Origin of the sequence: Variovorax frigidus (genome assembly GCF_051216515.1) — a bacterium.
Taxonomy (GTDB): Bacteria; Pseudomonadota; Gammaproteobacteria; order Burkholderiales; family Burkholderiaceae_C; genus Variovorax.
In genome coordinates, this window is sequence record NZ_JBPJZF010000007.1 from 445,471 (window position 1) to 470,497 (window position 25,027).

The 25,027-nt window shown below is 69.0% G+C and carries 21 protein-coding genes; 4 read left to right on the forward strand and 17 right to left on the reverse strand.

Translation table 11 applies throughout. From position 1 onward, the window contains the following. Positions 1–16 precede the first annotated feature (16 nt). Positions 17–796 carry an SDR family NAD(P)-dependent oxidoreductase gene (locus ACSFBC_RS22750; RefSeq protein ID WP_435512610.1) on the reverse strand — a complete coding sequence of 260 codons (780 nt, stop codon included), beginning with the start codon at positions 794–796 and terminating at the stop codon, positions 17–19. A gap of 146 nt (positions 797–942) precedes the next feature. On the opposite strand from ACSFBC_RS22750, the gene ACSFBC_RS22755 reads away from it, so the two are divergent. Further along, on the forward strand, positions 943–1,674 hold the full coding sequence (locus ACSFBC_RS22755) for a GntR family transcriptional regulator (protein WP_435512611.1): 732 nt from the start codon (positions 943–945) through the stop codon (positions 1,672–1,674). A gap of 56 nt (positions 1,675–1,730) precedes the next feature. On the opposite strand, the gene ACSFBC_RS22760 is transcribed toward ACSFBC_RS22755, so the two are convergent. Genes ACSFBC_RS22760 through ACSFBC_RS22770 form a run of 3 tightly spaced genes read right to left on the reverse strand, consistent with a single transcriptional unit; the run spans position 1,731 to position 4,577 of the window. Continuing rightward, positions 1,731–2,537, reverse strand: a complete 807-nt coding sequence (locus ACSFBC_RS22760; protein WP_435512612.1) for a PPK2 family polyphosphate kinase — start codon at positions 2,535–2,537, stop codon at positions 1,731–1,733. A 34-nt stretch (positions 2,538–2,571) separates the two neighbouring features. Further along, on the reverse strand, positions 2,572–3,687 hold the full coding sequence (locus tag ACSFBC_RS22765; RefSeq protein WP_435512613.1) for an NADH:flavin oxidoreductase/NADH oxidase: 1,116 nt from the start codon (positions 3,685–3,687) through the stop codon (positions 2,572–2,574). Then, positions 3,684–4,577, reverse strand: coding sequence for an acyl-CoA thioesterase (locus tag ACSFBC_RS22770; RefSeq protein WP_435512614.1), 894 nt, complete (start codon positions 4,575–4,577; stop codon positions 3,684–3,686). Before ACSFBC_RS22770 ends, ACSFBC_RS22765 begins: the two co-directional genes overlap by 4 nt. 221 nt (positions 4,578–4,798) lie before the next feature. Between ACSFBC_RS22770 and ACSFBC_RS22775 the strand changes: the two genes are divergently transcribed. Beyond that, positions 4,799–6,007, forward strand: a complete 1,209-nt coding sequence (locus ACSFBC_RS22775; protein WP_435512615.1) for a Fic family protein — start codon at positions 4,799–4,801, stop codon at positions 6,005–6,007. Here ACSFBC_RS22775 and ACSFBC_RS22780 read toward each other — a convergent pair whose 3' ends face one another. From ACSFBC_RS22780 to gtdA, 6 genes are all read right to left on the reverse strand, one after another. Beyond that, positions 6,008–7,354 (reverse strand): FAD-dependent oxidoreductase, encoded by a 1,347-nt coding sequence (locus ACSFBC_RS22780; protein ID WP_435512616.1) that lies wholly within the window; start codon positions 7,352–7,354, stop codon positions 6,008–6,010. It abuts the gene before it with no gap. Between the two features lie 213 nt (positions 7,355–7,567). Further along, complete coding sequence (locus ACSFBC_RS22785) at positions 7,568–8,536, reverse strand: Bug family tripartite tricarboxylate transporter substrate binding protein (protein ID WP_435512617.1); 969 nt, start codon at positions 8,534–8,536, stop codon at positions 7,568–7,570. 28 nt (positions 8,537–8,564) lie between these two features. Beyond that, on the reverse strand, positions 8,565–9,560 hold the full coding sequence (locus ACSFBC_RS22790) for a Bug family tripartite tricarboxylate transporter substrate binding protein (RefSeq protein WP_435512618.1): 996 nt from the start codon (positions 9,558–9,560) through the stop codon (positions 8,565–8,567). Positions 9,561–9,668: 108 nt separating this feature from the next. Next, on the reverse strand, positions 9,669–10,913 hold the full coding sequence (locus ACSFBC_RS22795; protein ID WP_435512619.1) for a 3-hydroxybenzoate 6-monooxygenase: 1,245 nt from the start codon (positions 10,911–10,913) through the stop codon (positions 9,669–9,671). A gap of 14 nt (positions 10,914–10,927) precedes the next feature. Further along, positions 10,928–11,632, reverse strand: coding sequence for a fumarylacetoacetate hydrolase family protein (locus ACSFBC_RS22800; RefSeq protein WP_435512620.1), 705 nt, complete (start codon positions 11,630–11,632; stop codon positions 10,928–10,930). A gap of 59 nt (positions 11,633–11,691) precedes the next feature. Further along, a complete protein-coding gene (gene gtdA, locus ACSFBC_RS22805; protein WP_435512621.1) occupies positions 11,692–12,744 on the reverse strand; it encodes a gentisate 1,2-dioxygenase in 1,053 nt (350 codons plus the stop codon). Positions 12,745–12,885: 141 nt separating this feature from the next. Between gtdA and ACSFBC_RS22810 the strand changes: the two genes are divergently transcribed. Next, entirely contained in the window at positions 12,886–13,782 is an 897-nt protein-coding gene (locus tag ACSFBC_RS22810) for a LysR family transcriptional regulator (RefSeq protein ID WP_435512622.1), read from the forward strand. A 10-nt stretch (positions 13,783–13,792) separates the two neighbouring features. Here the strand turns inward: ACSFBC_RS22810 and ACSFBC_RS22815 are convergent, their stop codons facing one another. Together ACSFBC_RS22815 and ACSFBC_RS22820 are read right to left on the reverse strand one after the other, a co-directional pair. Beyond that, positions 13,793–15,469, reverse strand: a complete 1,677-nt coding sequence (locus ACSFBC_RS22815) for an ATP-dependent DNA ligase (RefSeq protein WP_435512623.1) — start codon at positions 15,467–15,469, stop codon at positions 13,793–13,795. Beyond that, positions 15,466–16,590, reverse strand: a complete 1,125-nt coding sequence (locus ACSFBC_RS22820) for a ligase-associated DNA damage response exonuclease (RefSeq protein ID WP_435512624.1) — start codon at positions 16,588–16,590, stop codon at positions 15,466–15,468. The genes ACSFBC_RS22815 and ACSFBC_RS22820 overlap by 4 nt, the downstream gene beginning before the upstream one ends. Positions 16,591–16,774: 184 nt before the next feature. Between ACSFBC_RS22820 and ACSFBC_RS22825 the strand changes: the two genes are divergently transcribed. Beyond that, positions 16,775–18,793 carry a sensor domain-containing diguanylate cyclase gene (locus tag ACSFBC_RS22825; protein WP_435512625.1) on the forward strand — a complete coding sequence of 673 codons (2,019 nt, stop codon included), beginning with the start codon at positions 16,775–16,777 and terminating at the stop codon, positions 18,791–18,793. 21 nt (positions 18,794–18,814) lie between these two features. Here the strand turns inward: ACSFBC_RS22825 and ACSFBC_RS22830 are convergent, their stop codons facing one another. The 5 genes from ACSFBC_RS22830 to ACSFBC_RS22850 all read right to left on the reverse strand — a co-directional run bounded on the left by ACSFBC_RS22830 (position 18,815) and on the right by ACSFBC_RS22850 (position 24,891). Continuing rightward, complete coding sequence (locus ACSFBC_RS22830) at positions 18,815–19,978, reverse strand: Gfo/Idh/MocA family protein (RefSeq protein WP_435512626.1); 1,164 nt, start codon at positions 19,976–19,978, stop codon at positions 18,815–18,817. A gap of 109 nt (positions 19,979–20,087) precedes the next feature. Further along, on the reverse strand, positions 20,088–21,050 hold the full coding sequence (locus tag ACSFBC_RS22835; protein ID WP_435512627.1) for a substrate-binding domain-containing protein: 963 nt from the start codon (positions 21,048–21,050) through the stop codon (positions 20,088–20,090). 157 nt (positions 21,051–21,207) lie between these two features. Then, entirely contained in the window at positions 21,208–22,215 is a 1,008-nt protein-coding gene (locus ACSFBC_RS22840) for an ABC transporter permease (RefSeq protein ID WP_435512628.1), read from the reverse strand. Then, a complete protein-coding gene (locus ACSFBC_RS22845) occupies positions 22,196–23,725 on the reverse strand; it encodes a sugar ABC transporter ATP-binding protein (protein WP_435512629.1) in 1,530 nt (509 codons plus the stop codon). Before ACSFBC_RS22845 ends, ACSFBC_RS22840 begins: the two co-directional genes overlap by 20 nt. Then, a complete protein-coding gene (locus ACSFBC_RS22850; protein ID WP_435512630.1) occupies positions 23,722–24,891 on the reverse strand; it encodes an ROK family protein in 1,170 nt (389 codons plus the stop codon). Before ACSFBC_RS22850 ends, ACSFBC_RS22845 begins: the two co-directional genes overlap by 4 nt. Between the last annotated feature and the right edge of the window lie 136 nt (positions 24,892–25,027).

The following is a 25,027-nucleotide window of genomic DNA, read 5'->3' on the forward strand; positions in this document are numbered from 1 at the left end:
GAAAGGCGCGCCGCGCCTACTGCATGCGGTAGCCGCCGTTGACGTCGATCACGTTGCCGGTGATGTACGCCGCCTGCTCCGAGACCAGGTAGTCGACCGCGCCGGCCACGTCGGCCACCGTGCCGATGCGCCCGAGCGGGATGTTGGCGGCCGCGGCCGTCAGCGCGCCGCTGCTCTGCACGGTGCCGCGCAGCATGTCGGTGTCGATCAGGCCGGGGGCCACCGAGTTGACGGTGACGCCCATGTGCGCCGATTCGCGCGCCATCGCCTTCGTCAGGCCGAGCACCGCCGACTTGGCGCCGATGTAGGTCGCGCTGGAGCGGTAGCCGCCGAGCTGCGCCGCCACCGAGCCGAAGGTGACGATGCGGCCGTGCACCACGGGCGCGGCCTCGCGGCGGCGCAGGTAGGCGCGGCCACAGAGGAACACGCTGCGCGCGTTGACGGCGAAGGTGCGTTCCCAGTCGTAGAGCGTGGTGTCCTTGACGAGCGAGCGTTCGCCGCCGGGCATCAGCAGGATGCCAGCCACGCAGACCAGCACGGCGACGGGGCCGAGCTGGCTTTCGATGCCGTCGAACGCGGACTCGACCGCGGCTTCGTCGCTCACGTCGAACTGGCGGAAGTGGTGGCCGTCGCCCAGCGATTGCGCCACGTCGCGGGCGTTGTCGCCGTCGATGTCGGCCACGACGACGCGAAGGCCGCTGGCCGCGAGGCGGCGGCACACGGCCTCGCCGATGCCACGGCCGCCGCCGGTCACGAGGGCCAGCCGGCCGGGAGCTTGTGCATGATGTTCCGCCATGGGCTGCGAGGTCTCCGTGCCGCGTCGGTGCGGCGTGAAAGTTGGTCGAGGGCCGCATTGTGTATACATGAACACCTTTTATATCCCTCGTTTACCCTGATATCACGCCTTGTTTCTTATATTCACTGGCATCATGTATACCTGACATGGACACACTCTCCCAACAAGTCACAGAGACGCTGCGCACCTGGATCCTTCACGGGCGGCTTGCGCCCGGCATGCGGGTGGAGGAAGTGCCGATCGCTGAAGGCCTCAAGGTGTCGCGCACGCCGGTGCGCGCCGCGCTGGCCGCGCTGGCGATGGAAGGGCTGATCGACCACCAGCCCAAGAAGGGCTACCTGGTGCGCTCGTTCGCGCTCGAGGACATCCTGGCGGCTTATGAAGTGCGCTCGGTGCTCGAAGGGCTGGCCTGCCGGCGCTTTGCGGCGTTGGGCGTGGACGAGCCCACCGCCGCGCTGCTGCGCGAGTGCCTGCGCGAGGGCGACGAGATACTGGCCAAGGGCCAGCTGCTGGTGGAAGACCTGGCGCCCTACCAGCAGATGAACGTGAAGCTGCACAACGCGCTGATGCACGGCGCGGGCAACCAGTGGATCGTGCGCTTCGGCGCGCAGGCGCAGGCGGTGCCGTTCGCGTCGGACCGCATCATGCTGTGGCACGACCACGGCGTGATCCTGCGGTCGCACGACGACCACCACCGCATCGTGCAGGCCGTGATTTCAGGCGACGCGGCGCGCGCCGAGCAGCTCATGCGCGAGCATGTGTACTACGCGGGCATCCTGCTGCGCGACAACTACCAGCGGCTACTGGACGAGCGCAGCCGCGACGGGACGACGGCGCCGCTGACCGGACAGCAGCCTGCGCAACCTGCGCCGCAATAAGCCGCGTGACCTGCTCGCCGACCTGGCGCAGGCGATCGCGGCCATGCGCGCGCCGGTCAGCGCACCACCAGCCCCTCGAGCGCCGGGTCCGGCGGCGGCACGCTGAGCTTCATGTCCTTGAGCGTCCTGACCAGCAGCTGCGCGATCATCAGGTTGCGATGCGTCTTGCTGTTGGCCGGCACCACGTACCAGGGGGCCGCGTCGGTCGAGGTGGCGTCCAGCGCCTTGGCGTAGGCGCGCTGGTACAGATCCCACTTCTTGCGCGCCTCGAGGTCGCCCAGGCTGAACTTCCAGTGCTTGGCCGGATCGTCGATGCGGGCCTGCAGGCGCTCGCGCTGCGCGTCCTTGTCGATGTGCAGCATGCACTTGAGCACCACCGTGCCGGTCTCGGTCAGCAGGCGCTCGAAGTCGTTGATCTGCGCATAGCGGCGCTGGGTCGCGGCCTTGTCGATCCAGCCCTCGACCACCGGCACCAGCACGTCTTCGTAATGGCTGCGGTTCCATACCGCGAGCTCGCCGGTGCGCGGCACCACCGCATGGCAGCGCCAGAGAAAGTCGTGCGCCTGCTCCTCCAGGCTGGGCGCCTTGAAGGCCGCCACGCGCACGCCCAGCGGCGAAGTGCGCGAGAAGACCCAGCGCACCGTGCCGTCCTTGCCGCTGGTGTCGGTGCCCTGCAGCACCAGCAGCAGCTTGCGCCGGCCCTCGGCGTGCATGAGGTTCTGCAGTTCGTCGAGTTCGGTCGCCAGCGCGTCGAGCTGCGCATGGTGCGCATCCTCGTCGCCCTTGAGGAAGCCCTTGTTCCCCGGGTCGATGTCGGTCAGACGGACCTTGGAACCGATGCGGTACTTGTCGAAGCGGGACATGGGCGACACCTCCAGACGATAAAAAGAAAAGAACTCAGCGCGCGCCGATGCGGGCCTCGCCGAACAGCGCCTTCATGTCGCGCGGCTGCGAGCGCCAGTACTGCGGCGGTGCCTCGACCTGTGCGCCGAGTTCGGCCGCGGCACGCCAGGGCCAGTGCGGGTCGAACAATGCAGCGCGCGCGATGGCCACCGCGTCGGCCTGGCCGGCGGCGATCACGGCCTCGGCCTGCTTGGCCTCGGTGATCAGGCCGACCGCGAACACCGGCACCTCGAGCGCGGCCTTGAGGCGCTCGGCCAGCGGTACCTGGTAGCCGGGCGACAGCGGAATCTTCTGCTGCGGCGACACGCCGCCCGACGAGGCATGCACGAAGCTGCTGCCGCGCGCGGCCAGGGCCTTGGCGAAGGCGATGCTCGAGTCGATGTCCCAGCCGCCCTCGACCCAGTCGGTGGCCGAGATGCGCACGCCCACCGGCATGCCGGCCGGCACCGCGGCGCGCACCGCCTCGAAGACCTCGAGCGGGAAGCGCATGCGGTTCTCGAGCGAGCCGCCATAGCCGTCGGTGCGCTGGTTGGCAATGGGCGACAGGAACTGGTGCAGCAGGTAGCCGTGCGCGCCGTGCAGTTCGATGGCATCGATGCCCAGCGCATGTGCGCGCTGCGCGGCCCGCACGAAGGCGGCCTTCACGCGCACCAGGCCGGCGTCATCGAGCGCCACGGGCGCGGGCTCGCCGGGGGCATGCGGCAGCGCGGAGGACGACACCGTCTGCCACGCGCCTTCGCCAGGCGCCAGGCACTGGCCGCCCTCCCATGGCACGTGGCTCGAGGCCTTACGGCCCGCATGGGCCAGCTGGATCGCGATGGGCATGCGCGAGTGCCGGCGCACCGCCTTCAGCACCCGTGCGATCGCCGCCTGGTTGTCGTCGTCGTAGAGGCCCACGTCGGCGGGCGTGATGCGGCCGATATCTTCCACCGCCGTCGCCTCGATGATCAGCAGCCCGGCACCGGAGAGCGCGAGCTGGCCCAGATGGATCAGGTGCCAGTCGGTCATGTTGCCGGCACCGTCGGCAGAGTACTGGCACATCGGCGCGATCACGATGCGGTTGGGCAGCGTGAGCCCGTCGAGCTTCAGCGGAGAGAACAGCAGGCTCATGGTTTTCCTTGCTCCGGCTTGCGCACGCGCATCATTCCTTCCTGCGCGGCAGAGGCCACCAGCACACCATCGCGCGTGAACACGCTGCCGCGCGAGAGGCCGCGCGCGCCGCTGGCGCTGGGCGAATCGAGCACATAGAGCAGCCAGTCGTCGAGACGGAAATCGCGGTGGAACCACATCGCATGGTCCAGGCTGGCCATGCGCACATTGCCCTGCAGGTAGGTCAGGCCGTGCGGGATCAGCGCCGCACCGAGCAGGCCGTGGTCGGAGGCATAGGCCAGCAGCGCGCGGTGCATCAGCGGATCGTCGGGCAGCGGCGCCACGGCGCGCATCCAGATCGCGCGCGTGCCTTCGCGCGGCACGGGCGCGATCAGGTCGTCGGGCTCGACGGTGCGGAACTCGATGCCGTGCGGCATCAGGCCCTTGATGCGCGCTCGCTCGGGCAACCGGTCACCCAGCGCGATGCGGCGCTGCAGGTCGTCGGCGACCTGCTCGGGTGCGGCGGTCGGCGGCATGCCGAACTGGTGCTCCACGCCTGCATCGACGGTCTGGAACGAGGCCGACATCTCGAAGATGATGCGCTCCTGCTGGCGTGCCACCACATGCCGGGTGGTGAAGCTGCGGCCGTCGCGCACGCGGTCGACCGTGTATTCGATGGGCGCATGTTCGCCGGGCAGCAGGAAGTAGGCATGCATCGAATGCACCGGGCGATCGGCCTCGACGGTGCGGCTGGCGGCCATCAGCGCCTGGCCGAGCACCTGGCCGCCGAAAACGGCGGGCGTGCCGAGGTCCTCGCTCTGCGCCCGGAAGCGGTCGTCGCCCAGCGGCTCGAGTTGCATGAGGGCGACGAGTTCGTCGACGAGGCGGGTGGCGGTGGCGGGATCGGTCATCGGGGGGAGAAAGAGACAGGGAGCCGTGCACGATAGCAAAGGACGCCATTGCGTGCTGTCGCTGGCTTCACTGGGCGCGGATCAGAGTCCGGCAGTATCGAACCGGAAGATCAACCGGAAAGTCAACCGGAACTACAACCTTCAACGCAGAAAATAAGATATTGTTGGCAACTACTTAGCAATCATTGTTTCGATATTTCAAAGAAAAAGAACCGGAAATCATGTCCGTTTCACCGACCCGGCTGACCCTCTACGACCAGCCCTATCAGTTCGAGCCGCTCCTGCCTGCCGCCAGGCTCGATGTGTTGCGGGACACGACGCGCCGGGTGTTCGAGAAGTCATCGCAACTCAAGGCCTCCGCCAGCCCCGAGACCCGCGATGCACTCAGGGAAATCGTGCGGTCCATGAATTCCTATTACTCCAACCTCATCGAAGGCCAGAACACCCACCCCGCGAACATCGAACGCGCACTGCACCAGGATTTTTCCAGCACACCCGACGTGGCACGTCGCCAGCGCATTGCCTTGGCCCACATCGAAGCCGAGCGTGAACTGGAGGGCCAAGTGATGTCCGAGGCCCAGGCACTGGGCAGCACATTCCTTCTCACGGTGCATGCCGCCCTCTACAGCCGGCTGTCGGTTGCGGACCGCACGACCGACGATGGCCGCATCGTGGTGCCGGGCGCCCTGCGAACGCACGACGTCTCGGTGGGCCGTCATCACACGCCAGCCTGGGCATCGGTTCCTGCGTTCCTGAAGCGCATGGACGAGGTCTACGGCAGCCTCCGCGGCGTCGACGCCCTGCTCTACACCATCGCGTCGGCCCATCACCGCATGGCCTGGACGCACCCCTTCGAAGATGGCAATGGACGAGCGGTCCGACTGCAGACACATGGCGCCCTGTTGCCGATGTCGGGCGGGCTGTGGTCCGTCAACCGGGGCCTGGCCCGACAACGAGAGCGCTACTACGAGATGCTGGACCAGGCCGACAGCGCACGGCGCGGCGACCTGGATGGCCGAGGCAACCTGAGCCAGGAGATGCTCTGGGCATGGTGCGACTACTTCACCGGCCTCTGCGAAGACCAGGTGGACTTCATGGCCAGCATGCTGGACCTGCCCCGACTCAAGGACCGCATTCGGGCCTATGTGGCTTTTCGCAAGGCCTCGGACGGCATCGCCGAATACCGGTCCGAGGCTGTGCTTCCATTGCAGACCTTGACCACGGCGGGGGCGCTGTCCAGAGGCGACTTCATTCGCATGACCGGCCTCGAGGAGCGGACCGCACGCAAGCTCGTCTCGCGCTTCCTCCAGGATGGCTTGCTGAAATCGGAAGGCCACCGATCTCCGCTTCGCATGGCCTTTCCGCTGGCCTCGCTGAACATCCTGTTCCCCAACCTGTACCCCGAGGCCTCCACCAAAGCCCCGGACTGATCAGCGGTCCAGATCCGCGCCGTCGGCGATCAGCTTCTTCTGCAGCGCCGCCACGTCGACCTGCGCGAAACGGCCCGCGCCCAGCGTCGCGGCCGCCGTTCCCGCGGCCTGGCCCATCACGAAGCAGCCGCCGCTGGCGCGCGCGGCCGACTGGCCTTCGTGCGTCATGGCGGCGCAGCGGCCGGCCACCAGCAGGTTGTCGACCGTCCGGGGCACCAGCATGCGCCACGGCAGGTGGTTGAAGGTGTTGGCCTCGTCGCGCGGGAAGGCCCATTCGATGCGGCCGTCGGCATGCATCTCCATCGGCCAGCCGTTGAGGCCGATCACGTCGTCGAACTTCGCCGAGGACAGGATGTCCTCGCCGCTCAGCGCGTACTCGCCCTCGATGCGGCGCGTTTCGCGCAGGCCCACCTGGGGCGCGATCTCGACGATGGCCGACTGCTCGAAGCCCGGCACCTCGGCGCGCAGGAATCGGAAGTACTCGGCGATCTGGCGCCGGCCCTCGAGCTCGCCGTCGCTGAGCTCGCGCGCGTCGACGCCGTTCATCGCCTTGCCCTGGGCATTGCGGATCTGCGTGACGTTGGCGCGCCATTCGCGCGGGTCGATGTTGGGCCGCAGGATCGCGCCGTCGCGCGGAAAGCGGTAGGCCTCGGGGCTGCGCTCGCGCACCGCGTTCATCAGGTCGTTGATGGCCTTGAACTCGCCCACCGCGGCCAGCGCGCGCGGCGCATCGACCTGGCCGACACGGAACATGGTGCTCGGGAACAGGCCGCTGCCGTGGCCGTCGCCGACCTCGAAGGGCACGCCCGCGAAGGCGGCCACGTCGGCATCGCCGCTGCCGTCGATGAAGGCGTTGGCGCGGATCGCCTGCCGGCCCGACTTGGTCTCGACCACCAGCGCGGCGATGCGCTGGCCGTCCATCAGCACCGCGGCCGCATAGGCGTGGAACAGCAGTTCGACGCCGGCCTCGACCACCATCTGGTCGGCCGCGCACTTGTAGGCCGAGGTGTCGTAGGAGCGCACGCGGATGCGGCCCTGCATGCCGTCCTGCGGCTTGTTGAGGCCGCCCAGCGCGTCGATGCGCGCGAGCAGGTCGTCGGCCACGCCGTGCACCAACTGCGTCATCTCGCCATGGCGCTTGCCGTAGAGACCGGCGAAGTTGGTCACACCGCCGGCCGTGCCCATGCCGCCCAGGAAGCCGTAGCGCTCGACCAGCAGCGTGCGCGCACCGTGGCGCGCCGCGCTCACCGCCGCCGCCAGGCCGGCCGGGCCGCCGCCGACCACGACCACGTCGTATTCGCCGTAGACCGGCAAGTCCCGTGCAGGTTCTTTGAGGATGGATGTCATGAGATTCCTTTCGCAAAACACCGCAGAACCGGCTTTGCCGGGCTGCTGGTGTTGCCCCCGGAAGGGGGTGGATGAAGCGACACGCAGTGCGCGAAGCCCGGGGGAGAGCCAAGTCCTACCGCAGAACCGGCTTTGCCGGGCTGCTGGTATTGCCCCCGGAAGGGGGTGGGAGAAGCGACACGCAGTGCGCGGAGCCTGGGGGAGAGCCGATGACTATTGGAGCTTGATACCTCGCGTCTGGATGATGCGGCTCATGATCTTGGCCTCTTCGTCCACGCGCACGCGCATGCCTTCGGGCGAAGTGCCCACGGCCTGCCAGCCTTGCTCGAAGAGCTTCTGGCGCACGTCGGGCGACTTCATGACGATGGCCACTTCTTTCGAGATGCGCTCCTGCGCCGCCTTCGACAAATTGGCCGGGCCCAGAAGCGCGGTCCAGACCTCGAGGTTGAAGTCCTTCACGCCGGCATCGGCCAGCGGCGCGAGCTCGGGCACCAACGTGCTGCGGCCGCTGGTGATGCCGATGGCCTGCAGCTTGCCCGCGCGGATCTGCGGCATCGCGACGCCCGGCGGTATCAGCGCCATCTGCACCTGGCCGCCCAGCATGGCCGTCACGACCTGCGGGTTGCCCTGGTAGGGCACGTGCACCGGGTTGAAGCCGGGCACGCGGCTCTTGAGCAGCTCCATGCCCAGGTGCGCCACCGAACCGATGCCGACCGAGCCGTAGTTCCAGGTGTCGCCGGCCTTGCGCGCAGCCTCGAAGAAGGCGGCACCCGCGGGCAGGTTGTTGGGCGCGACCACCACCAGCGGCGCGGTGGCGATCAGCGACAGGTAGGTGAAGTCCTTGCCCGGGTCGTAGGACAGCTTGGGATACAGCATCTTCGACGACGTGAGGTTGCCGTTGATGACGATGCCCAGCGTGTGGTCGTCGGTGGCCTTGGCCACCTGGTCGGCCGCGATGTTGCCCGAGGCGCCGGCCTTGTTGTCGACCACCACCGGCTGGCCCAGCGCGCGTGACAGCGGTTCGGCGATGGTGCGCGCCGCGATGTCGGGCGTCGAGCCGCCGGGAAAACCGACGACCAGGCGGATCGGCCGGGTCGGCCAGGCCCCTTCCGCCGCGGCGGCGAAAGGCAGTGCGGCGGCGGAGGCGGCCGCCAATGCGAGGACAAGAAGGGAACGGCGCATGTTTTTCTCTTTCGGAAGCAGGAAGGCGTTACTCGAGGCTGATGTTGCCGATGCGGACCAGTTCACCATAGACCTTGGACTTGGCCTCGGCATTGCGCTGGATTTCCTCCGGCGACCAGGCCAGGGGCTCGAAGGCAAAGGTGTCGAAGCGGGCACGGATCTCGGGGTCGGCGATGACCTTGGCGACATCGGCGTTGATTTTCGCCTTGACCGCGGCCGGCACGCCCTTGGGCGCGAGCAGCGAAACGAAGGAATTGACCTCCAGCGAGGGCGGACCGCCCGCCTCGGCCATGGTCGGCACGTCGGGCATCTGCGGAATGCGCTTGGGCGCAGCGATGGCCAGGTAGCGCAGCTTGCCGGCCTTGTAGATGCCCTGGCTCGACGGAATGCTCGCGAAACTCCACGGCACATCGCCCGCACCCACGTTGGCGAACAGCTGCGAAACCTCGCGGTATGGCACGTGCTGCATGCGCGTGCCGGCCAGCGCGTCGAGCTGCTGGCCGCCCAGATGGCCCGGGCTGCCCACACCCCAGGAGCCGTAGCTGATCTGGCCCGGATGCGCCTTGGCATCGGCGATCAGGTCGCTCATGTTCTTCCATTTGGAGTCGGTGCCCACGGCCACGAAGAAGGGCGTGCGGAACAGCGACGCCACCGGGTCGAAATGTTGCAGCGTGACGAAGTTGCGCGACTTGTAGAGGTGGGGCAGCGCGGCGATGTGCTCGCTGTCGAACTGCAGCAGCGTGTAGCCGTCGGGCGCGGCGCGCCTGGCCTGCTCGATCGCGATGAAGCCGCCACCGCCCGGCTTGTTGTCGACCACCACGCGCTGGCCCCAGAGCCGCGAGAGCTTCTCGGACACCAGGCGCAACACCGCGTCGGGGCCGCTGCCCGCCGCGAAGGGCGTGACCAGCGTGACGGGCTTGCTCGGAAAGTCGGCCGCAACGGCGGTCTGCGCGTGGGCGCCGGCGTTCAGCGTCAGCAGCAAGGCGGCGACGGCCGGGACGAACAGACGGGGCATCGAAGGCATGGGGGAGTCTCCTGGTGGATGGATCTGCGACGGAATGTTCTCTTCTTTTTTCTCTCTGCGCGACGCCGATCATCGCGCGTTCGCGCGTCGGCCGAATGTCGCTGGCGTTCAGCCGGCGGGCCGCGGCGCGGCATCGGCCGCGTCCAGGCATCGGTCTGGCCGCCAGGCATAGAGCCACTCGACCGCATCGTAGAAACGCTCGGGCGTGCGGCCTGCCCACAGGCTGTTGCGCACCAGGCGCTCCACGCCCTTGGCGTGATAGACGCGCCCCATCTCGCGCACCGACAGCACCACACGCGCGGTGCGCGCCACGCGGGCCGAGGCATAGAGGCGGAAAGCGGCCGGCAGGTCGTCCACGCCGTCGGCCGAACGGCAGGCCTGCACCGCAGCACCGAGCGTGACCGCATCCTCCAGCGCCATGCAGGCGCCCTGCGCGAGGTACTGCATCATGGGATGCGCCGCGTCGCCCAGCAACGTGGCATGGCCTTCGCTCCAGTTCGCGATCGGTTCGCGGTCGGCCGTGCTCCAGCGGCGCCAGGACGTGGGGCGGTCGAGCAGCTGGCGCGGCCGCGCATGCACGCCGTCGAAGTACGACAGCACCTCGGCCTTGCTGCCGTCGCTCACGCCCCAGACTTCCTTGTCGCGGCTGTGGAAAGTCACGACCAGGTTGTACTGTTCGCCATGGCGCAGCGGGTAGTGCACCAGATGGCAGTCGGGCCCGGCCCAGACCACCGGCGCGTTCCAGCGCAGGTCGGCCGGCATGTCCTCGGCCGGCACCACCGCGCGGTACACGACGTGACCCGACACGCGCGGCGCATCGCCGACCAGTTTTTCGCGCACCACCGACTTCACGCCGTCGCAACCCACCACCGCATCGGCCGTGAAGACCCGGCCGTCGTGCGCGACGGCCCGCACCTGCGCGCCGCCCAGTTCCAGGGCCTCGACCTGCGTGCCCGTGTGCACGCGGACCAGCGGCTGCCGCTGCACCGCGGCATGCAGCGCGCCGTGCAGGTCGGCGCGATGGCTCACCGCGTAGGGGTTGCCGAAGCGCCCGCGGAAGGCCTCGCCCACCGGCACCGACGCGACTTCCGCGCAATCGACCGCGTCCATCATCACCAGCCGGTCGGTGAAGACCGACCCGGCGCGCACCGCCTCGCCCACGCCCAGCGCGTCGAGCGCGGCAAAGGCATTGGGCCCCAGTTGCAGGCCGGCGCCGATCTCGCCGATGGTGTCGCTCCGCTCCAGCAGCTCGACCGCGAGACCGCGCCGTGCCAGCGCCAGCGCCGCGGCCATGCCGCCGATGCCGCCGCCGATCAGCAGCACGCGGGGCGCGTCCTTCTTGGTGGGGTTCATCGCATGCCTCCGGCTCAGTCGATGCGCACCGACAGCGAGGGCAGCCCGTCGATGCGCACGGCCATGGTCTGGCCGGGCTGCACCGCGCCCACGCCTTCGGGCGTGCCGGTGAAGATCAGGTCGCCGGGCTGCAGCGTGAACAGCGAGGACAGGTTGGCGATGACCTCGTCGACCGACCAGATCAGGTGCGCGATGGTGGCCTGCTGACGCACGGTGCCGTCGACCTCGAGCACGATGCCCGCACTCTGCACCTGCGGCGCCTCTTCGCGGCGCACGAGCGGCGCGATGGGCGCGGAGAAGTCGAAGGCCTTGCCCACTTCCCAGGGACGGCCCTTCTCGCGGGCGGCGATCTGCAGGTCGCGGCGCGTCATGTCCAGGCCCACCGCATAGCCGAACACATGCGAGGCGGCATCGGCCTGCGCGATGTCGCGTCCGCCCTTGCCGATGGCCACCACCAGCTCGGCCTCGTAGTGGTAGTTCTTCGTCAGCGGCGGGTACGGCAGCGTGGCGGTCGAGCCCTCGGCCACCGGCACCACCGAGGCGTCGTCGTTGGGCTTGCAGAAGAAGAAGGGCGGCTCGCGGTCGGGGTCGAATCCCATCTCGCGCGCATGGGCCGCGTAGTTGCGGCCGACGCAGTAGACGCGGCGCACCGGGAACAGGGCGTCGCTGCCGACGATGGGCAGGCCGACGATCGAAGGCGGGGTGAAGGCAAAGGACATGGGGGCTCCTGCCGCACGCGGCGGCGCATGAGAAATGAAGAGATCGGGACCGGACGCGTTCAGTCTTCGAGAAAGGCTTCGCGCAGCACGCTCATGGCCTGCTGCACGGGCCGGTCGGAGAAACTGAACAGCACCACCTCGTCGACGGCCGTGAGCATCAGCGGTGCCCACGAGGGCACGACGAAGGTGTCGCGCGGGCCGAAGTCGAAACGCTGGCCCGCGATCTCGGCGGTGCCACCGCCTTCGACCACGCTGTAGACCGCGCCGTCGGTGGCGCGGTGCGTCTTGCCCGCGAAGCCGCGCGGCAGCAACTGCAGGTTCGTCGCGATGGTCGGCATCGGCGAGCCGCCGGTCAGCGGGTTGATGTAGCGCAGCTTGTGGCCCAGCCAGGCGTCGGGCGCCTCCTGCTTCTGCAGCTGTGCCAGCGCCTCCCGGCTGCGGGCATAGGGGTAGTTGAAGATCGGCGAGGTGGCCGACGCATGGTCGTGCCGGACCGGCACCATGTTGTGGCCGAAGCGCGCCAGGCTGTGGCCTTCGGGTCGCGCCACGTGCTGCACCTTGGCATCGTCGTTCTCGGCAAAGCCGGCGTCGAAGAAACGCACCATCGGGATGTCGAGGCCGTCCAGCCACACCACGGGCTCGCTCACGCCTTCGATGCCCTCGTTGCCGTGGTCGTGCCAGGCCCACGAGGGCGTGATGATGAAGTCGCCCGGGTGCATGGTCGTGCGTTCGCCGCCCACGGTGGTGTAGGCGCCCTTGCCGTCGACGATGAAGCGCAGCGCCGACTGCACATGGCGGTGCGAGGGCGCGACCTCGCCCGGCATGATGAGTTGCAGGCCCGCGTAGAGCGATTGCGTGATCGACGAGCGCCCGGGGATGGCCGGGTTCTCCAGCACCAGCACGCGGCGCACCGCTTCGTCGGCGGTGATGAGTTCGGCCGATTCCATCAGCAGCGGCCGGATCGCGTCGTAGCGCCAGAGCGCGGGCACGCAAGGCGTCTGCGGCTCGCGCGGCACCAGCGCATGCAGCGATTCCCACAGCGGCGTGAGGTGCAGCGGCAGGATGCGCTCGTAGTAGGCGCGGCGTTCGTCGGTTCGCGGGGCGGGGGTCATGGGGTGTGTCTCCGTCGTCGGCACGTCGTCCGTGCCTGGGGTGCCATTGTTCGCCTCCCCCACTATGGCTTCAAGCCCCCATTTCAATACCCGGTATCTCGTTTTTCGATAATGCAGGCTTCGTCTTCCGGAGCCGCACGCATGTCCAAACTCGATCTCGACTGGCTCGCCGTGTTCGACGCGGTCTACAAGACCGGCAGCGTGTCGAAGGCCGCCGAGCACCTGGGGCTGGCGCAGGCAGCGGCCAGCACCATGCTCAACAAGCTGCGCGAGCACTTCGGAGACCGCCTGTTCACGCGCACCGCGCGCGGCATGCAGCCGACGCCGCATGCCGAGCGCATCCACCCGCACCTGCGCGAGGCGCTGGCGCAGCTGGAAACCGCACGCGGCACCCGCAGCACCTTCGACCCGGCACAGGCGCAGCGCAACTTCCGCATCTGCATGACCGACATCAGCGAAGTGGTGCTGCTGCCCGGCCTGCTCGACCACCTGCGGCGCGTGGCGCCCGGCGTGCACCTGGAGACCGAGATCATCTCGACCGCCAGCGGGCGCAGGCTCGAGGACGGCGAGGTCGACCTCGCGGTGGGCTTCATGCCGCAGCTCGATGCCGGCTTCTACCAGCAGACGCTGTTCATGCAGAACTTCGTGGCGCTGGTCGCGCAGAACCATCCGCGCATCGGCGCGCGGCTCACCATGAAGCGCTTCGAGGCCGAGGCCCACGCGGTGATCTCGTCCTCCGGCACCGGCCATGCGATCGTCGACAGGACCTTGGCGCAGCTGGGCGTGCAACGCAACGTGGTGGTGCGGCTGTCGAGCTTCCTGAGCGTGGCGCGCATCGTGGCCCACACCGAGTTGCTGGTGATCGTGCCGCGCGTGCTGGGCGAGGTGCTGGCCACGCAGGAGCCGGTGCGGTTGATGGAGCTGCCCTTCGCCCTGCCCTCGTATGCGGTCAAGCAGCACTGGCACGAGCGCTTCCATGCGGAGGCGGGCAATGCGTGGCTGCGGCGCACGGTGGCGCAGTTGTTCGGCGGCGGCTGAGCGGCAGGCTTCAGCGCTGCGCGGGCAGCAAGGCTTCCAGCGTGTCCAGCGTGTCCGCCTCCGCCACCGGCTTGTCCTCTCGCCAGCGCAGCATGCGCGGAAAGCGCACCGCGATGCCGCTCTTGTGGCGCGGGCTGCGCGCGATGCCCTCGAAGCCCAATTCGAACACCAGCGTGGGCTTGACGCTGCGCACCGGGCCGAAGCTTTCGATCGTGGTCTTGCGGATCACGGCGTCGACGCGGCCCATCTCCACGTCGGTGAGGCCGGAATAGGCTTTGGCAAAGGGCACCAGCTTGCGCTCGGGCGCATCGGGCGGGCCGTCCCAGACCGCGAAGGTGTAGTCGCTGTAGAGGCTGGCACGGCGGCCATGGCCGCGCTGCGCGTAGATCAGCACGGCATCGACGCTCAGCGGATCGATCTTCCACTTCCACCAGGTGCCGACGTCCTTGGTGCGGCCCACGCCGTAGTGCGCATGGCGCTGCTTGAGCATCATTCCTTCGACACCCATCGCGCGCGCGGCCTCGCGCTGGCGCCCCAGGTCGGCCCAGTCGGTGCCTTGGAGCATCGGACTGGCGATGAGCTGCGGATGGCGCAGTTGTGCGATCAGCGCATCGAGCAACACGCGCCGCGCCTGTTGCGGCTGCATGCGCAGGTCGCGGCCCTCCCACTCGAGCAGGTCGTAGCCCAGCAGCACCACCGGGATCTCGCGCAGCAGCTTGGGGCCCAGCGTCTTGCGGCCGATGCGGCGCTGCAGCTCGGCGAAGGGCTGTACGCGGCCTTCACCGTCCGGCAAGGCCTCGTCCTTGCGCCACACCACGATCTCGCCGTCGAGCACCGTGCCGTCGGGCAGCGCCTCGCCCATCACCGCCAGTTCGGGGAAGCGGTCGGTCACCAGTTCCTCGCCGCGCGACCAGAGCGACACCACGCCCGCGCGCTTGACCAGCTGGGCCCGGATGCCGTCCCACTTCCATTCGACGATCCAGTCCGAGGGCGGGCCGAGCACCGCGTCGAACTGTTCGAGCGGCAGGTTGAAGGGATGCGCGAGAAAGAAGGGATAGGGCTGGCCGCTGGTCTTCTGGTTGAGTTCGCTGTCGTTCTCCGGGGCGATCAGGCCCGCATAGTCGGCCGCGCTCGGCAAGCCACCGATGTGGGTGTAGCCCATGAGCCGCTGCGCGACGCGCTTGGGGTCGAGCGCGCCGACCGCCGCCAGCGCCTGCGTGACCTGCAGCCGCGACACGCCCACGCGGAAGCTGCCGGTGATGAGCTTGAAGTACACCAGCCGCTCCTCGACCGCGAGCTGCGGCCACTGCGCGCGCAGCGCGGCCGTGAGTTCCTCGGGCGCCATCTTGCGCAGCGGCAGCAGGCGCTGCGTGATCCATGCCGCCAGGCCGAGGTCGTGCGTCTCGGTCGGCGGCGGCAACAGCAGTGCGATGGTCTCGGCCAGGTCGCCCACGGCTTCGTAGCTTTCATCGAACAGCCACTCGGGCAGGCCGGCGGCTTCCTGCGCCAGCAGCCGCAGCAGCTTGGTCGGCACCAGCTGGCGCGGCTTACCTCCGGCCAGAAAGTAGACGGCCCAGGCGCTGTCCTCGGCCGCGGCCGTGCGCAGGTAGCGTTGCAACGCGGCCTGCTTGGCCAGGCTCGAGGTGGTGGCGTCGAGTTCGCGGTACAGCGCGGCAAAGGCCTTCACGGTATTTCTCCTTCCCCCTTTGGGGGAAGGCCGGGATGGGGGCTGTCGACGCCCCCACCGCGCACCTCCGTCGAAGCAGCAGGCACCTCTTCGCCATCCTCCTCCCCATACGCCGTCTGAAAGCCCTGCGCTTCCAGTCCGTTCTCCGTGAGCCAGCGCACCAGCACCGCCACGCTGCCATGCGTGACGAACACACGCTCCGCGCCGGTCCCTGCGATCGCGCGCTGCAGGCCCGGCCAGTCGGCGTGGTCGCTCATCACGAAGCCGCGGTCGACGCCGCGGCGCCGGCGCGTGCCGCGCAGCTGCATCCAGCCGCTGGCGAAGGCATCGACATAGTTGCCGAAGCGCCGCATCCAGGGCGTGCCCTGGGCCGAAGGCGGCGCCAGCACCAGCGCGCGCTTGAGCAGCTGTGCATCGACACCGGCATCGCTCACCCGCAACGTGGGCGGCAGCGCGACGCCGGCCGCGCGGTACACCGCGTTCAAGGGCTCGACCGCACCGTGCACCACGATCGGCCCGATGCCGGCATCGACGCCATGCAGGATGCGCTGCGCCTTGCCGAAGGCATAGCAGAGCAGCACCGAGGCGCGGCCCTCGTCGGCGTTGCGGCGCCACCAGTCGTTGATCTCGGCGAACAGCACCGCCTGCGTGGGCCAGCGGTAGATCGGCAGGCCGAAGGTCGACTCGGTGATGAAGGTGTCGCAGGGCACGGGCTCGAAGGGCGTGCAGGTGCCGTCGGGCTCGGTCTTGTAGTCGCCCGAGGCCACCCACACGCGGCCGCCGTGCTCGAGCCGCACCTGGGCCGAACCCAGCACGTGGCCGGCCGGGTGCAGCGAGATGCGCACGCCGTGGTGTTCGATCGCCTGGCCGTAGGGCAGCGTCTGCAGCGCGATGTCGGCGCCGAGCCGCGTGCGCAGCGTGCCCTCGCTGTCGGTGTGTGCGAGGTAGTGCCCATGGCCGACGCGCGCATGGTCCGAATGCGCGTGCGTGATGACGGCCCGGTCCACCGGCCGCCAGGGGTCGATGTAGAAGCCGCCGGGCGGGCAATAGAGTCCCTCGGGCCGCGCGACCACCAGATCGTCGGCGCGCAGGACGGTGGAGGCTGGCGGCGGCATGCTCATGCGTTGCGATCGTAGGCCGGCACGCGCTTCGGTGCAGCGCGCGCAGCGCCGCGAAATGCTGTGGGCAGGTGCCTACGCGTCCGGCGCACGCCGATTCCCGTGGGCCGGCCGAACGGCCACAATGGCCAGGGTCGCCTGTCGAGCAAACGCGTCCACCTCCCTCACCCACGAACTCCGCCCTGCCATGCCCCACACTGCGATGAACATCCGACTGCGGGGCCTGCGCCGGGCGTTGGGGTCGCTGAAGGTGCGCATCACCATCGGCGGCATCGCGGCACTGGTCCTGGGCATCGGGCTGATCGCGGTGCTGCTGATCAGTCGCGCGGAGCAGGACACGCTCAGGGCCGAGCGCCACCGCGAGATCAGCGAGGCCGCGCGCACCGCGGCCTCGCTGTCGCGCCGCGTGGTCGAACTGCAGCGCGCGCTGCAGGCCGTGGCCTTCCGGCTGGATCCCACCGTGCTGACCGACGATGCGGCCACTGCCCGCTTCCTCGAAGACCAGCCGGTGCTTCGCAATCTGTACAGCAGCCTCTTCGTCGCCACGACCACGGGCGAAGTGCGGCTGTACGCGGACGAGGGCGGCATCAATCACTCTCGCCTCGATCTGTCCGACCGCAACTACTTTCGCCGCACGCTGCAGGAGGGACGCTCCCTGGTGTCGGAGCCGCTTCCGGGCAAAGTCAGTGGCGAGCCGCTGATCGTGTTGACGCAACCGGTGCGCGATGCGAGCGGCATCTACGCCGTGCTCGGCGGCTCGTTGCGCCTGAGCAGCCGCGACCTGCTCGACGGCCTGGTCGATGCCCAAGGCAGCGAGGCCTCGGCGATGGTGGTGGTGTCCGACGGAAAAGGCCGTGTGCTGGCGCACCCCGATCGCCGGCGGATCATGACGCTGCTGTCGGACGACGTGCGGCTGGGCCACGCCTTTGCCGCCTGGGTGGCCAGCGGCTCGCCCGTCGAACCCCAGGGGCTGGTGCTGCCGCAGCCCGGTGAGGTGGTCAGTGCCGCGGGCGTGCCCGGGCCCGACTGGATGATCTGGCGCACACGCGCGGAGGCCGAGCTGCTCGCACCCTTGCACGATGCGCGCAGGGACGCGCTGATCGGCGCGATCGCCCTGATCGCGCTGCTGTCGGCCGCCATGCTGCTGTTTCTCTGGCGGCTGCTGCGGCCGCTGACGCTGCTCGAACACCGCGCTCAGCATCTGTTCGACGGCTTGCTGCAGCCGCAGGCCGGCTGGCCCGTGGCCTCGGGCGAGATCGGCAGCCTGAGCCGGGTGCTGCGTCGGGTGGGGATGGAGCGCGTCACGCTGGAAGAGCAGAACGCCGAAGTGCTGGGAAGGCTGGGCTCCGTCATGGGCGCTGCCCCGATGGGCATCGCTTTCGTGCGGGGCTCGAAGTTCGAACTCGTCAACGCAGAATTCTGCCGGCTGATGGCCGGTGAACAATCGGACCATCTCGCCCGCCCGGTGCGGACGCTGTTCGGCTCCGACGAAGACTTTGCGGCGTTCACCGCGCATGAGCAGGCCGCCTTCCGTGCCGGGCTTTCTTACGCAGGTGAATGGCAATTGCTGCGCTGCGACGGCACGCGCTTCTGGGCCGCCCTGCGCAGCAAGCCGGTCGACGACATGGACCGCTCGCAAGGCACCATCTGGACGCTCAACGACATCGGGGCCCAGAAGGCCGCGCGCGAGCAGCTCGAATGGTCGGCCACGCACGACCCGCTCACCGGTCTGGCCAACCGCAAGGCCTTTGCCCTGCAGGCGCAACGCCTGGTGGATGCCCTGCCGCGCTCGCTGCCGGCCGCGCTGGTGTTCATCGACCTCGACCACTTCAAGCCCGTCAACGACACCGCCGGTCATCTGGCTGGCGACCTGATGCTTCTGACGGTGGCCACCGCCATCGCCTCCTGCGTGCGCGCGGGTGACCTCGCGGTGCGCATGGGCGGGGACGAGTTCGCGCTGGTGCTGGAGCGCTGCCCGCATGCGACGGCCGTGCGCATTGCCGACGACGTGCGCCGCGCCATCCATGCCGTGGCGCTGCCCTGGGAGCAAGGCATGCTCCGGGTCGGTGCGAGTGCCGGCGTGGCCAGCCTGCGCGAGGACACGCCGTCGGTCGATGCCTGGCTCGAAGCGGCCGATGCGGCCTGCTATGCGGCCAAGGCCGCAGGCCGAGACACGGTGCGCTCGGCGCCCGGCGAGATCGCCTGATTCAGTGCATCGCGACCGCGTTCACCACGCGGTCCACTTGGCCTCGCTGGCCGCCGAGGCCACCGTGCGTTCGATGAAACGCACGCCGCGTGCGCCGTCTTCCACGCGCGGATAGTCGGCCACGAGCGGATCGGCCGCCACGCCGTCGAGGCGCGCGCGCAGGTCCGCGACCACGCCTGCATAGACATTCGCGAAGGCTTCGATGAAGCCTTCGGGATGGCCGCTGGGCAAGCGGCTCGCGCGTTGCGCCGAGGCATGCAGCCAGGGCGAACCGCGCGTGAGGATGCGCTTCGGACCATCGACCGGATGGTGCACCAGCGCGCTCGGCCGCTCCTGCCGCCAGTCGAGCGTGCCCAGCGTGCCGGACACGCGCAGGCGCAGATCGTTCTCCAGGCCGGTGTTGATCTGCGACGCGACCAGCACGCCGCGCGCGCCGTTCGAGAAGCGCAGCAGCAGGTTGGCATCGTCGTCGAGCGCCCGGCCCGGCACCAGTGCGCCGAGGTCGGCGCACAGGCGCTCGATTTCCAGGCCGGTGACGGTGGCGATCAGGTTCTCGGCGTGCGAACCGATGTCGCCGATGGCGCCGGCCGCCCCGCTCTTCGCGGGGTCGGTGCGCCAGCCGGCCTGCTTGTTGCCGCCGGCTTCCAGCGGCGTGGCGAGCCAGCCCTGGCTGTACTCGACGATCACCTTGCGGATCTCGCCGATCTCGCCCGCACGCACCATGGCGCGCGCCTGGCGCACCATCGGATAGCCGCTGTAGTTGTAGGTCACGCCGAACACCGTGCCCTGGCGCGCGACCGCGCTCACCAGGGCCTCGGCCTCGGCCGAGGTGTGCACCAACGGCTTGTCGCACACGACATGGAAGCCGGCTTCCACGAAGGCCTGCGCCACCGGGAAGTGCACATGGTTGGGCGTCACGATAACGACGAAGTCGATGCGCTCGTGCGCGGGCCGCTGCAGCTCGTCGGCCAGCAGCGCCTGCCAGTCGCCATGGTTGCGCGCCTCCGCCAGGAACAGGTCGCGGCCCGAGGCTCGCGCCTTCTCGGCGTTGGACGACAGCGCGCCGGCCACCAGTTCGCACTGGCCGTCGAGCGCGATCGCGTGGCGGTGGACCGCGCCGATGAAGGCATCGCGGCCGCCGCCGACCATGGCGTAGCGCAGCTTGCGAAGAGGTGTATCGGTCATGTCGTATTTTTCAAGGAACACCGCGGAACCGGCTTTGCCGGGCCGCTGGTGTTGCCCCCGGTAGGGGGTTGGCGAAGCGACACGAAGTGCGCGCAGCCTGGGGGCGAGCTTAGAAAGGCGAGTTGGGGTGGTAGAAGTCTTTCGCGTTGTCCTTGGTGATCAGCACCGAAGGAATGATCGTCGTGGCCGGCAGCTTCTCGCCCTTGAGGCGCGCTTCGGCGGTCAGCTTGATCGCGTCGTAGATGAACTTGGGCGAGTAGCTCACGTCGGCGCCGATGCGCTTGTCCTTGCCGTCCAGGATGGTCTTGACCATGGCCTTGGCACCCGCGCCGCCGAACACGATCTTGATGTCCTCGCGCTTGGCCTGCTCGATGGCCTTCAACACGCCCACGGCCATGTCGTCGTCGGCGGCCCAGATGGCATCGATCTGCTTGAAGCGCGTCAGGTAGTCCTGCGTGACCTTGAAGGCGTCGTCGCGGTTCCAGTTAGCGTACTTGGCATCGAGCAGCTTGACGTCGGGGTGGGCCTTGAGCACCGCGTTGAAGGCGTCCATGCGCTCGTTGTCGAGCGTGGTCGCGATGCCGCGCAGCGCCACCACGTTGCCCTTGCCGCCCAACTGCTTGACGATGTATTCAGCCGGGATGCGGCCGAAGGCGGTGTTGTCGCCGGCCACGTACGCGTCCTGCGCGCTGGTGTCGGTCAGGCCGCGGTCGACCACGGTCACGTAGGCACCCTTGGCCTTCACCTGGGCCACCGGCTTGGTCAGCGCAGCCGACTCGAAGGGGAAGATCACCAGCGCGTTGATCTTGGTCACGGTCGTGAAGTCCTGCAGCTGGTTGGCCTGTTCGGGCGCGCCGCTGGCGGTCTTGATCGTGATCTTCAGGTCCTTGTGTTGCTTCTCCAGGTCCTTCTTCGCCTGGTTGGCCCAGTAGTTGATGCCGCCCATGAAGCTGTGTGTGGCAGCCGGGATCGACACGCCGAGGTTGACCTTCTCCGCGGCCATGGCGGGCAGGCTGGCAAGGGAAGCGGCGGCGATGGCCGTGAGCGCGATGCGACGGGTGAAGCGGGTCATGCTGAATGTCTCCTTTTGGTTGGATGAAACGGGAACGGAACAACGAACGGAAAGCCCCTTCGTGGAACACCGCGGAACCGGCTTCGCCAGGCCGCTGGTGTTGCCCCCGGCAGGGGGTTGGCGAAGCGACACGCAGTGCGCGCAGCCTGGGGGCGAGTCATCTCCTTCCTCTTTGCAGGAACGCGACGATGATGATCACGAAACCCTGCACCGCGGCGTTGAGGTACACGCTGATGATGCTGGTGAGGTTCAGGATGTTGCTGATGACCGAGAGCAGGATCGCGCCGATCACGGTGCCGGTGATGCTGCCCGCGCCGCCCTTCAGGGCGGTGCCGCCGACGATCACCGCGGCGATGGCTTCGAGCTCCCACAGCAGGCCGGTGGTCGGCGAGGCCGAGCCCAGGCGCGGCACGTAGAGCAGCGTCGCGATGCCCACGCACACGCCCAGCAGCACGTAGGTCAGGATCTTCACGCGGTCGACGTCGACGGCCGCGTAGCGCGCCACCTGTTCGTTCGAGCCGATGGCCTGCACGTAGCGGCCGTAGGCCGTGCGGTTGAGGATCACGCCGCCGATCACCGCGACGACGAAGAAGACCCAGACCGGCACCGGGATGCCCGCGAGGCTCGCGTAGTAGACCGGCGCATAGAGGTCCGACAGGTCGTTGTCGAGCGTGAGCGCGCCGCCGTCGGCGAAGTAGGTGAGGTAGGCGCGGAAGATGCCCAGCGTGCCCAGCGTGACGATGAAGGGCTCGATGCGGCCCTTGGTGATCAGCAGCCCGTGCGCCAGCCCGAACATCGCGCCCAGCACCACCGCCAGCGCGGCGCCGAGCATCACGGCCATCAGCGGCGAGCCCGTGGCCGGGCCGGCCCAGTTGATGAACATGATCACGCTGCCCGCGATCAACGCGGCCATCGAGCCCACCGACAGATCGATGCCGCCCGAGATGATCACGAAGCACATGCCGACCGCGATGATGCCGATGAAGGCGGTGCGCGTGAGCACGTTCATCGCGTTGTCGACGGTCGCGAAGTCGCCGTTGAGCAGGGTGCCCGCGATGCACAGCAGCACCAGGCCGATGATGGGCCCCAGCCCATGCAGGCGCGCGGCCCAGCCGGGTTTGGATTCGGCGCGGTGGGCGGAGGCCTCAGGCGTGGGCGTGTTCATGGCTGGCTGTTCCTGTGGCATGGGCAATGAGCTCTTCTTCGGTCAAGTGTTCGGCATCGAGCGTGGTCACGAGCCGGCCGGCGCGCATCACCGCCACGCGGTGGCACAGGCCGATCAGCTCCATGAGCTCGGACGAGACGACGATCACGGCCAGCCCCTCGCGGGCCAGTCGCTGGATCAGGAAATAGATGTCGCGCTTGGCGCCCACGTCGACGCCGCGCGTGGGCTCGTCGAGCACCACCACCTTGGGCCGCGGCTGCAGCACCTTGGCCAGCGCCAGCTTCTGCTGGTTGCCGCCCGACAGCGACGAGGCGCGCGCATCGAGGTCGCCGGTGCGGATGCCGTAGTCCTTCACCGCCTCGGCCAGCGCGGTGCGTTCGGCGTCGGGCTTGAGCCAGGGCTGTGCATAGCGCTCGAGCGCCATCAGCGTGAGGTTCTGGCGCAGGCCGAAGTGCACGTGCAGGCCCTTGCCCTTGCGGTCTTCGCTCAGGTAGGTGAAGCCGTGCCGTGCCGCGTCGCGCGGATTGCGCAGCACGACCGGCTTGCCGAGCATCTCGACCGTGCCGCTGCCCGGACGCAGGCCCATCAGGCCTTCGAACAGTTCGGTGCGGCCCGCGCCGACCAGGCCGGCGAAGCCGAGGATTTCGCCGGGGCGCACCTCGAAGCTCGCGTCCTGCGCCCAGCCCGGCACGTTGAAGTGGCGCACCTGCATGGCGGGCGCGACGTCGCGCACCACCGGATCGCGCGGCGGGTAGAGGTCGGCGAGTTCGCGGCCCACCATCAGGTTGGCCATCTGGTGGCGCGTGACTTCCGAGGTGAGCGAGCGCGTGACGAAGCGGCCATCGCGCATCACGAGCACGTCGTCGGTCACCTGCTCCACCTCGTCGAGCTTGTGCGAGATGTAGACGATGGTCACGCCGTCGGCGCGCAGCTGCGCGATCAGCTTGAACAGGCGCTCGGTCTCGCCGGGCGTGAGCGTGGCGGTGGGCTCGTCCATGATCAGCAGCCGCGCGCGGCGCGCGATGGCTTTGGCGATCTCGACCAGTTGTTTCTCGGCCACGATCAGCCGGCGCACCTTGGTGCGCGGATCGACCTGCAGGCCGACGGCCGCGAGCGCGGCGGCGGCGTCGCGCTCCATCGCGGCGTCGTCGAGCAGCCAGCCCTTCTTCTTTTCATGGCCGAGAAAGATGTTCTGCGCGACGCTGAGGTCTTCGGCCAGGTTGAACTCCTGGTGGATCAGCACGATGCCGAGTGCCTCCGCATCGCGCGAGCTCGCGAACTGCTGCGGCTGGCCGTTGATGTGCAAGACGCCACCGGTGGGCTGTTCGTAGCCCGCGAGGATCTTCATCAGCGTCGACTTGCCTGCGCCGTTCTCGCCGAGCAGGCCGTAGACGCGACCCGGCGCGAGCGAGAAGCTCACGCCGTGCAGCACCTGCACGGGGCCGAAGGCCTTGACGATCTGGTCGAAGGCGACGGCCACGCCGGGCTTGCCCGTGCTTTCAACGCTCATGGTGCGATCCCCCTGACCTTCAGTGTTTCCTGCATCGCGAGCGCGCCCGCGCCGATGAGCCCGGCCTGCGGGCCCAGCGGCGTGTACTGGATCTCCAGATGCCGCGTCGACAGCGCCAGCGAGCGCTGGTAGACGCTCTGCCGCACGGCCGCGAGAAACAGCGGGCCGATGTGCGTGATGCCGCCGCCGATGAACACGTGCGACGGGTTGAAGAAATTGACCACCGACGCAAGCATCTGGCCCAGCAGGTTGCCCGCGCGCTGGATGATGCCGTTGGCCGCGGCGTCGCCGGCACGGCCGGCCAGGCCCACGTCGACCGCGTCGAGCCGGCCCTGGCTGCGCAGGCACTCGGCCAGCATCTCGCTCTCGCCGGCCTCGGCAGCCTGCACCGCCATGCGCGTGATCGCCGGGCCGGCGGCCATCACCTCGACGCAGCCGACATTGCCGCAATGGCAACGCGGACCTTCCTGGTCGACGCAGATGTGACCCACGTCGCCGGCCGAACCGGCCGCGCCGCGGTACACCTCTCCATGCACCACGATGCCGCAGCCGATGCCGGTGCCGACCTTGATCACGAGGAAGTTCTGCAGCGAGCGCTTGAGACGCCAGAGTTCGCCCAGCGCCATCAGGTTGACGTCGTTGTCGACGAAGACCGGCGCGGCGTATTCCTCGCGCAGCGCGTCGCGGATCGAGAAGCCGTCCCAGGCCGGCATCAGCGGCGGGTTCACCAACTGGCCGATCTGGAAATTGACCGGTCCGGGCACGCCGATGCCGATGCCCATGACCTGCTTGGCGGTGTTGCCGCAGCGGGCCAGCAGTTCGCGCATCAGTACGCGCACACGGGCCAGCACCACGCCCGGGCCCTGGCGCACGTCGGTCGCCTCGGTGTGTTGCGCGAGCGGACGCAGGTCGGGGCCGAGGATGGCGATGTCGAGGCTGGTCGCGCCGATGTCGATGCCGATCACCACGCCGAGCGCGCTGTGGAGCTGGAGGTTCTCGGCGCGGCGGCCGCCCGAGGAGCGCTGCAGCCCGGCCTCGGCCAGGAGCCCCTGCTCGACCAGCCCGGCGATCAGGCCGTTGGCCTTGCTCTTGGAAAAGCCCAGCCGCTCGGCCATGCCATGGCGCGAGCCGCCGGACGACCAGAAAGTCGTCTCCAGCACTTGCATCTCATCGGCAGTGAGCCCGCTCCAGCGTTCCACGTCTTTTGTCTCCGTCTTGTCGCTTCCGGCATCGGTGGCTGGAAGAAGGCGAATACTAGTGGGGCCGCTTCAGCCGGACAAGGTCCAACTTAGGACATATTCA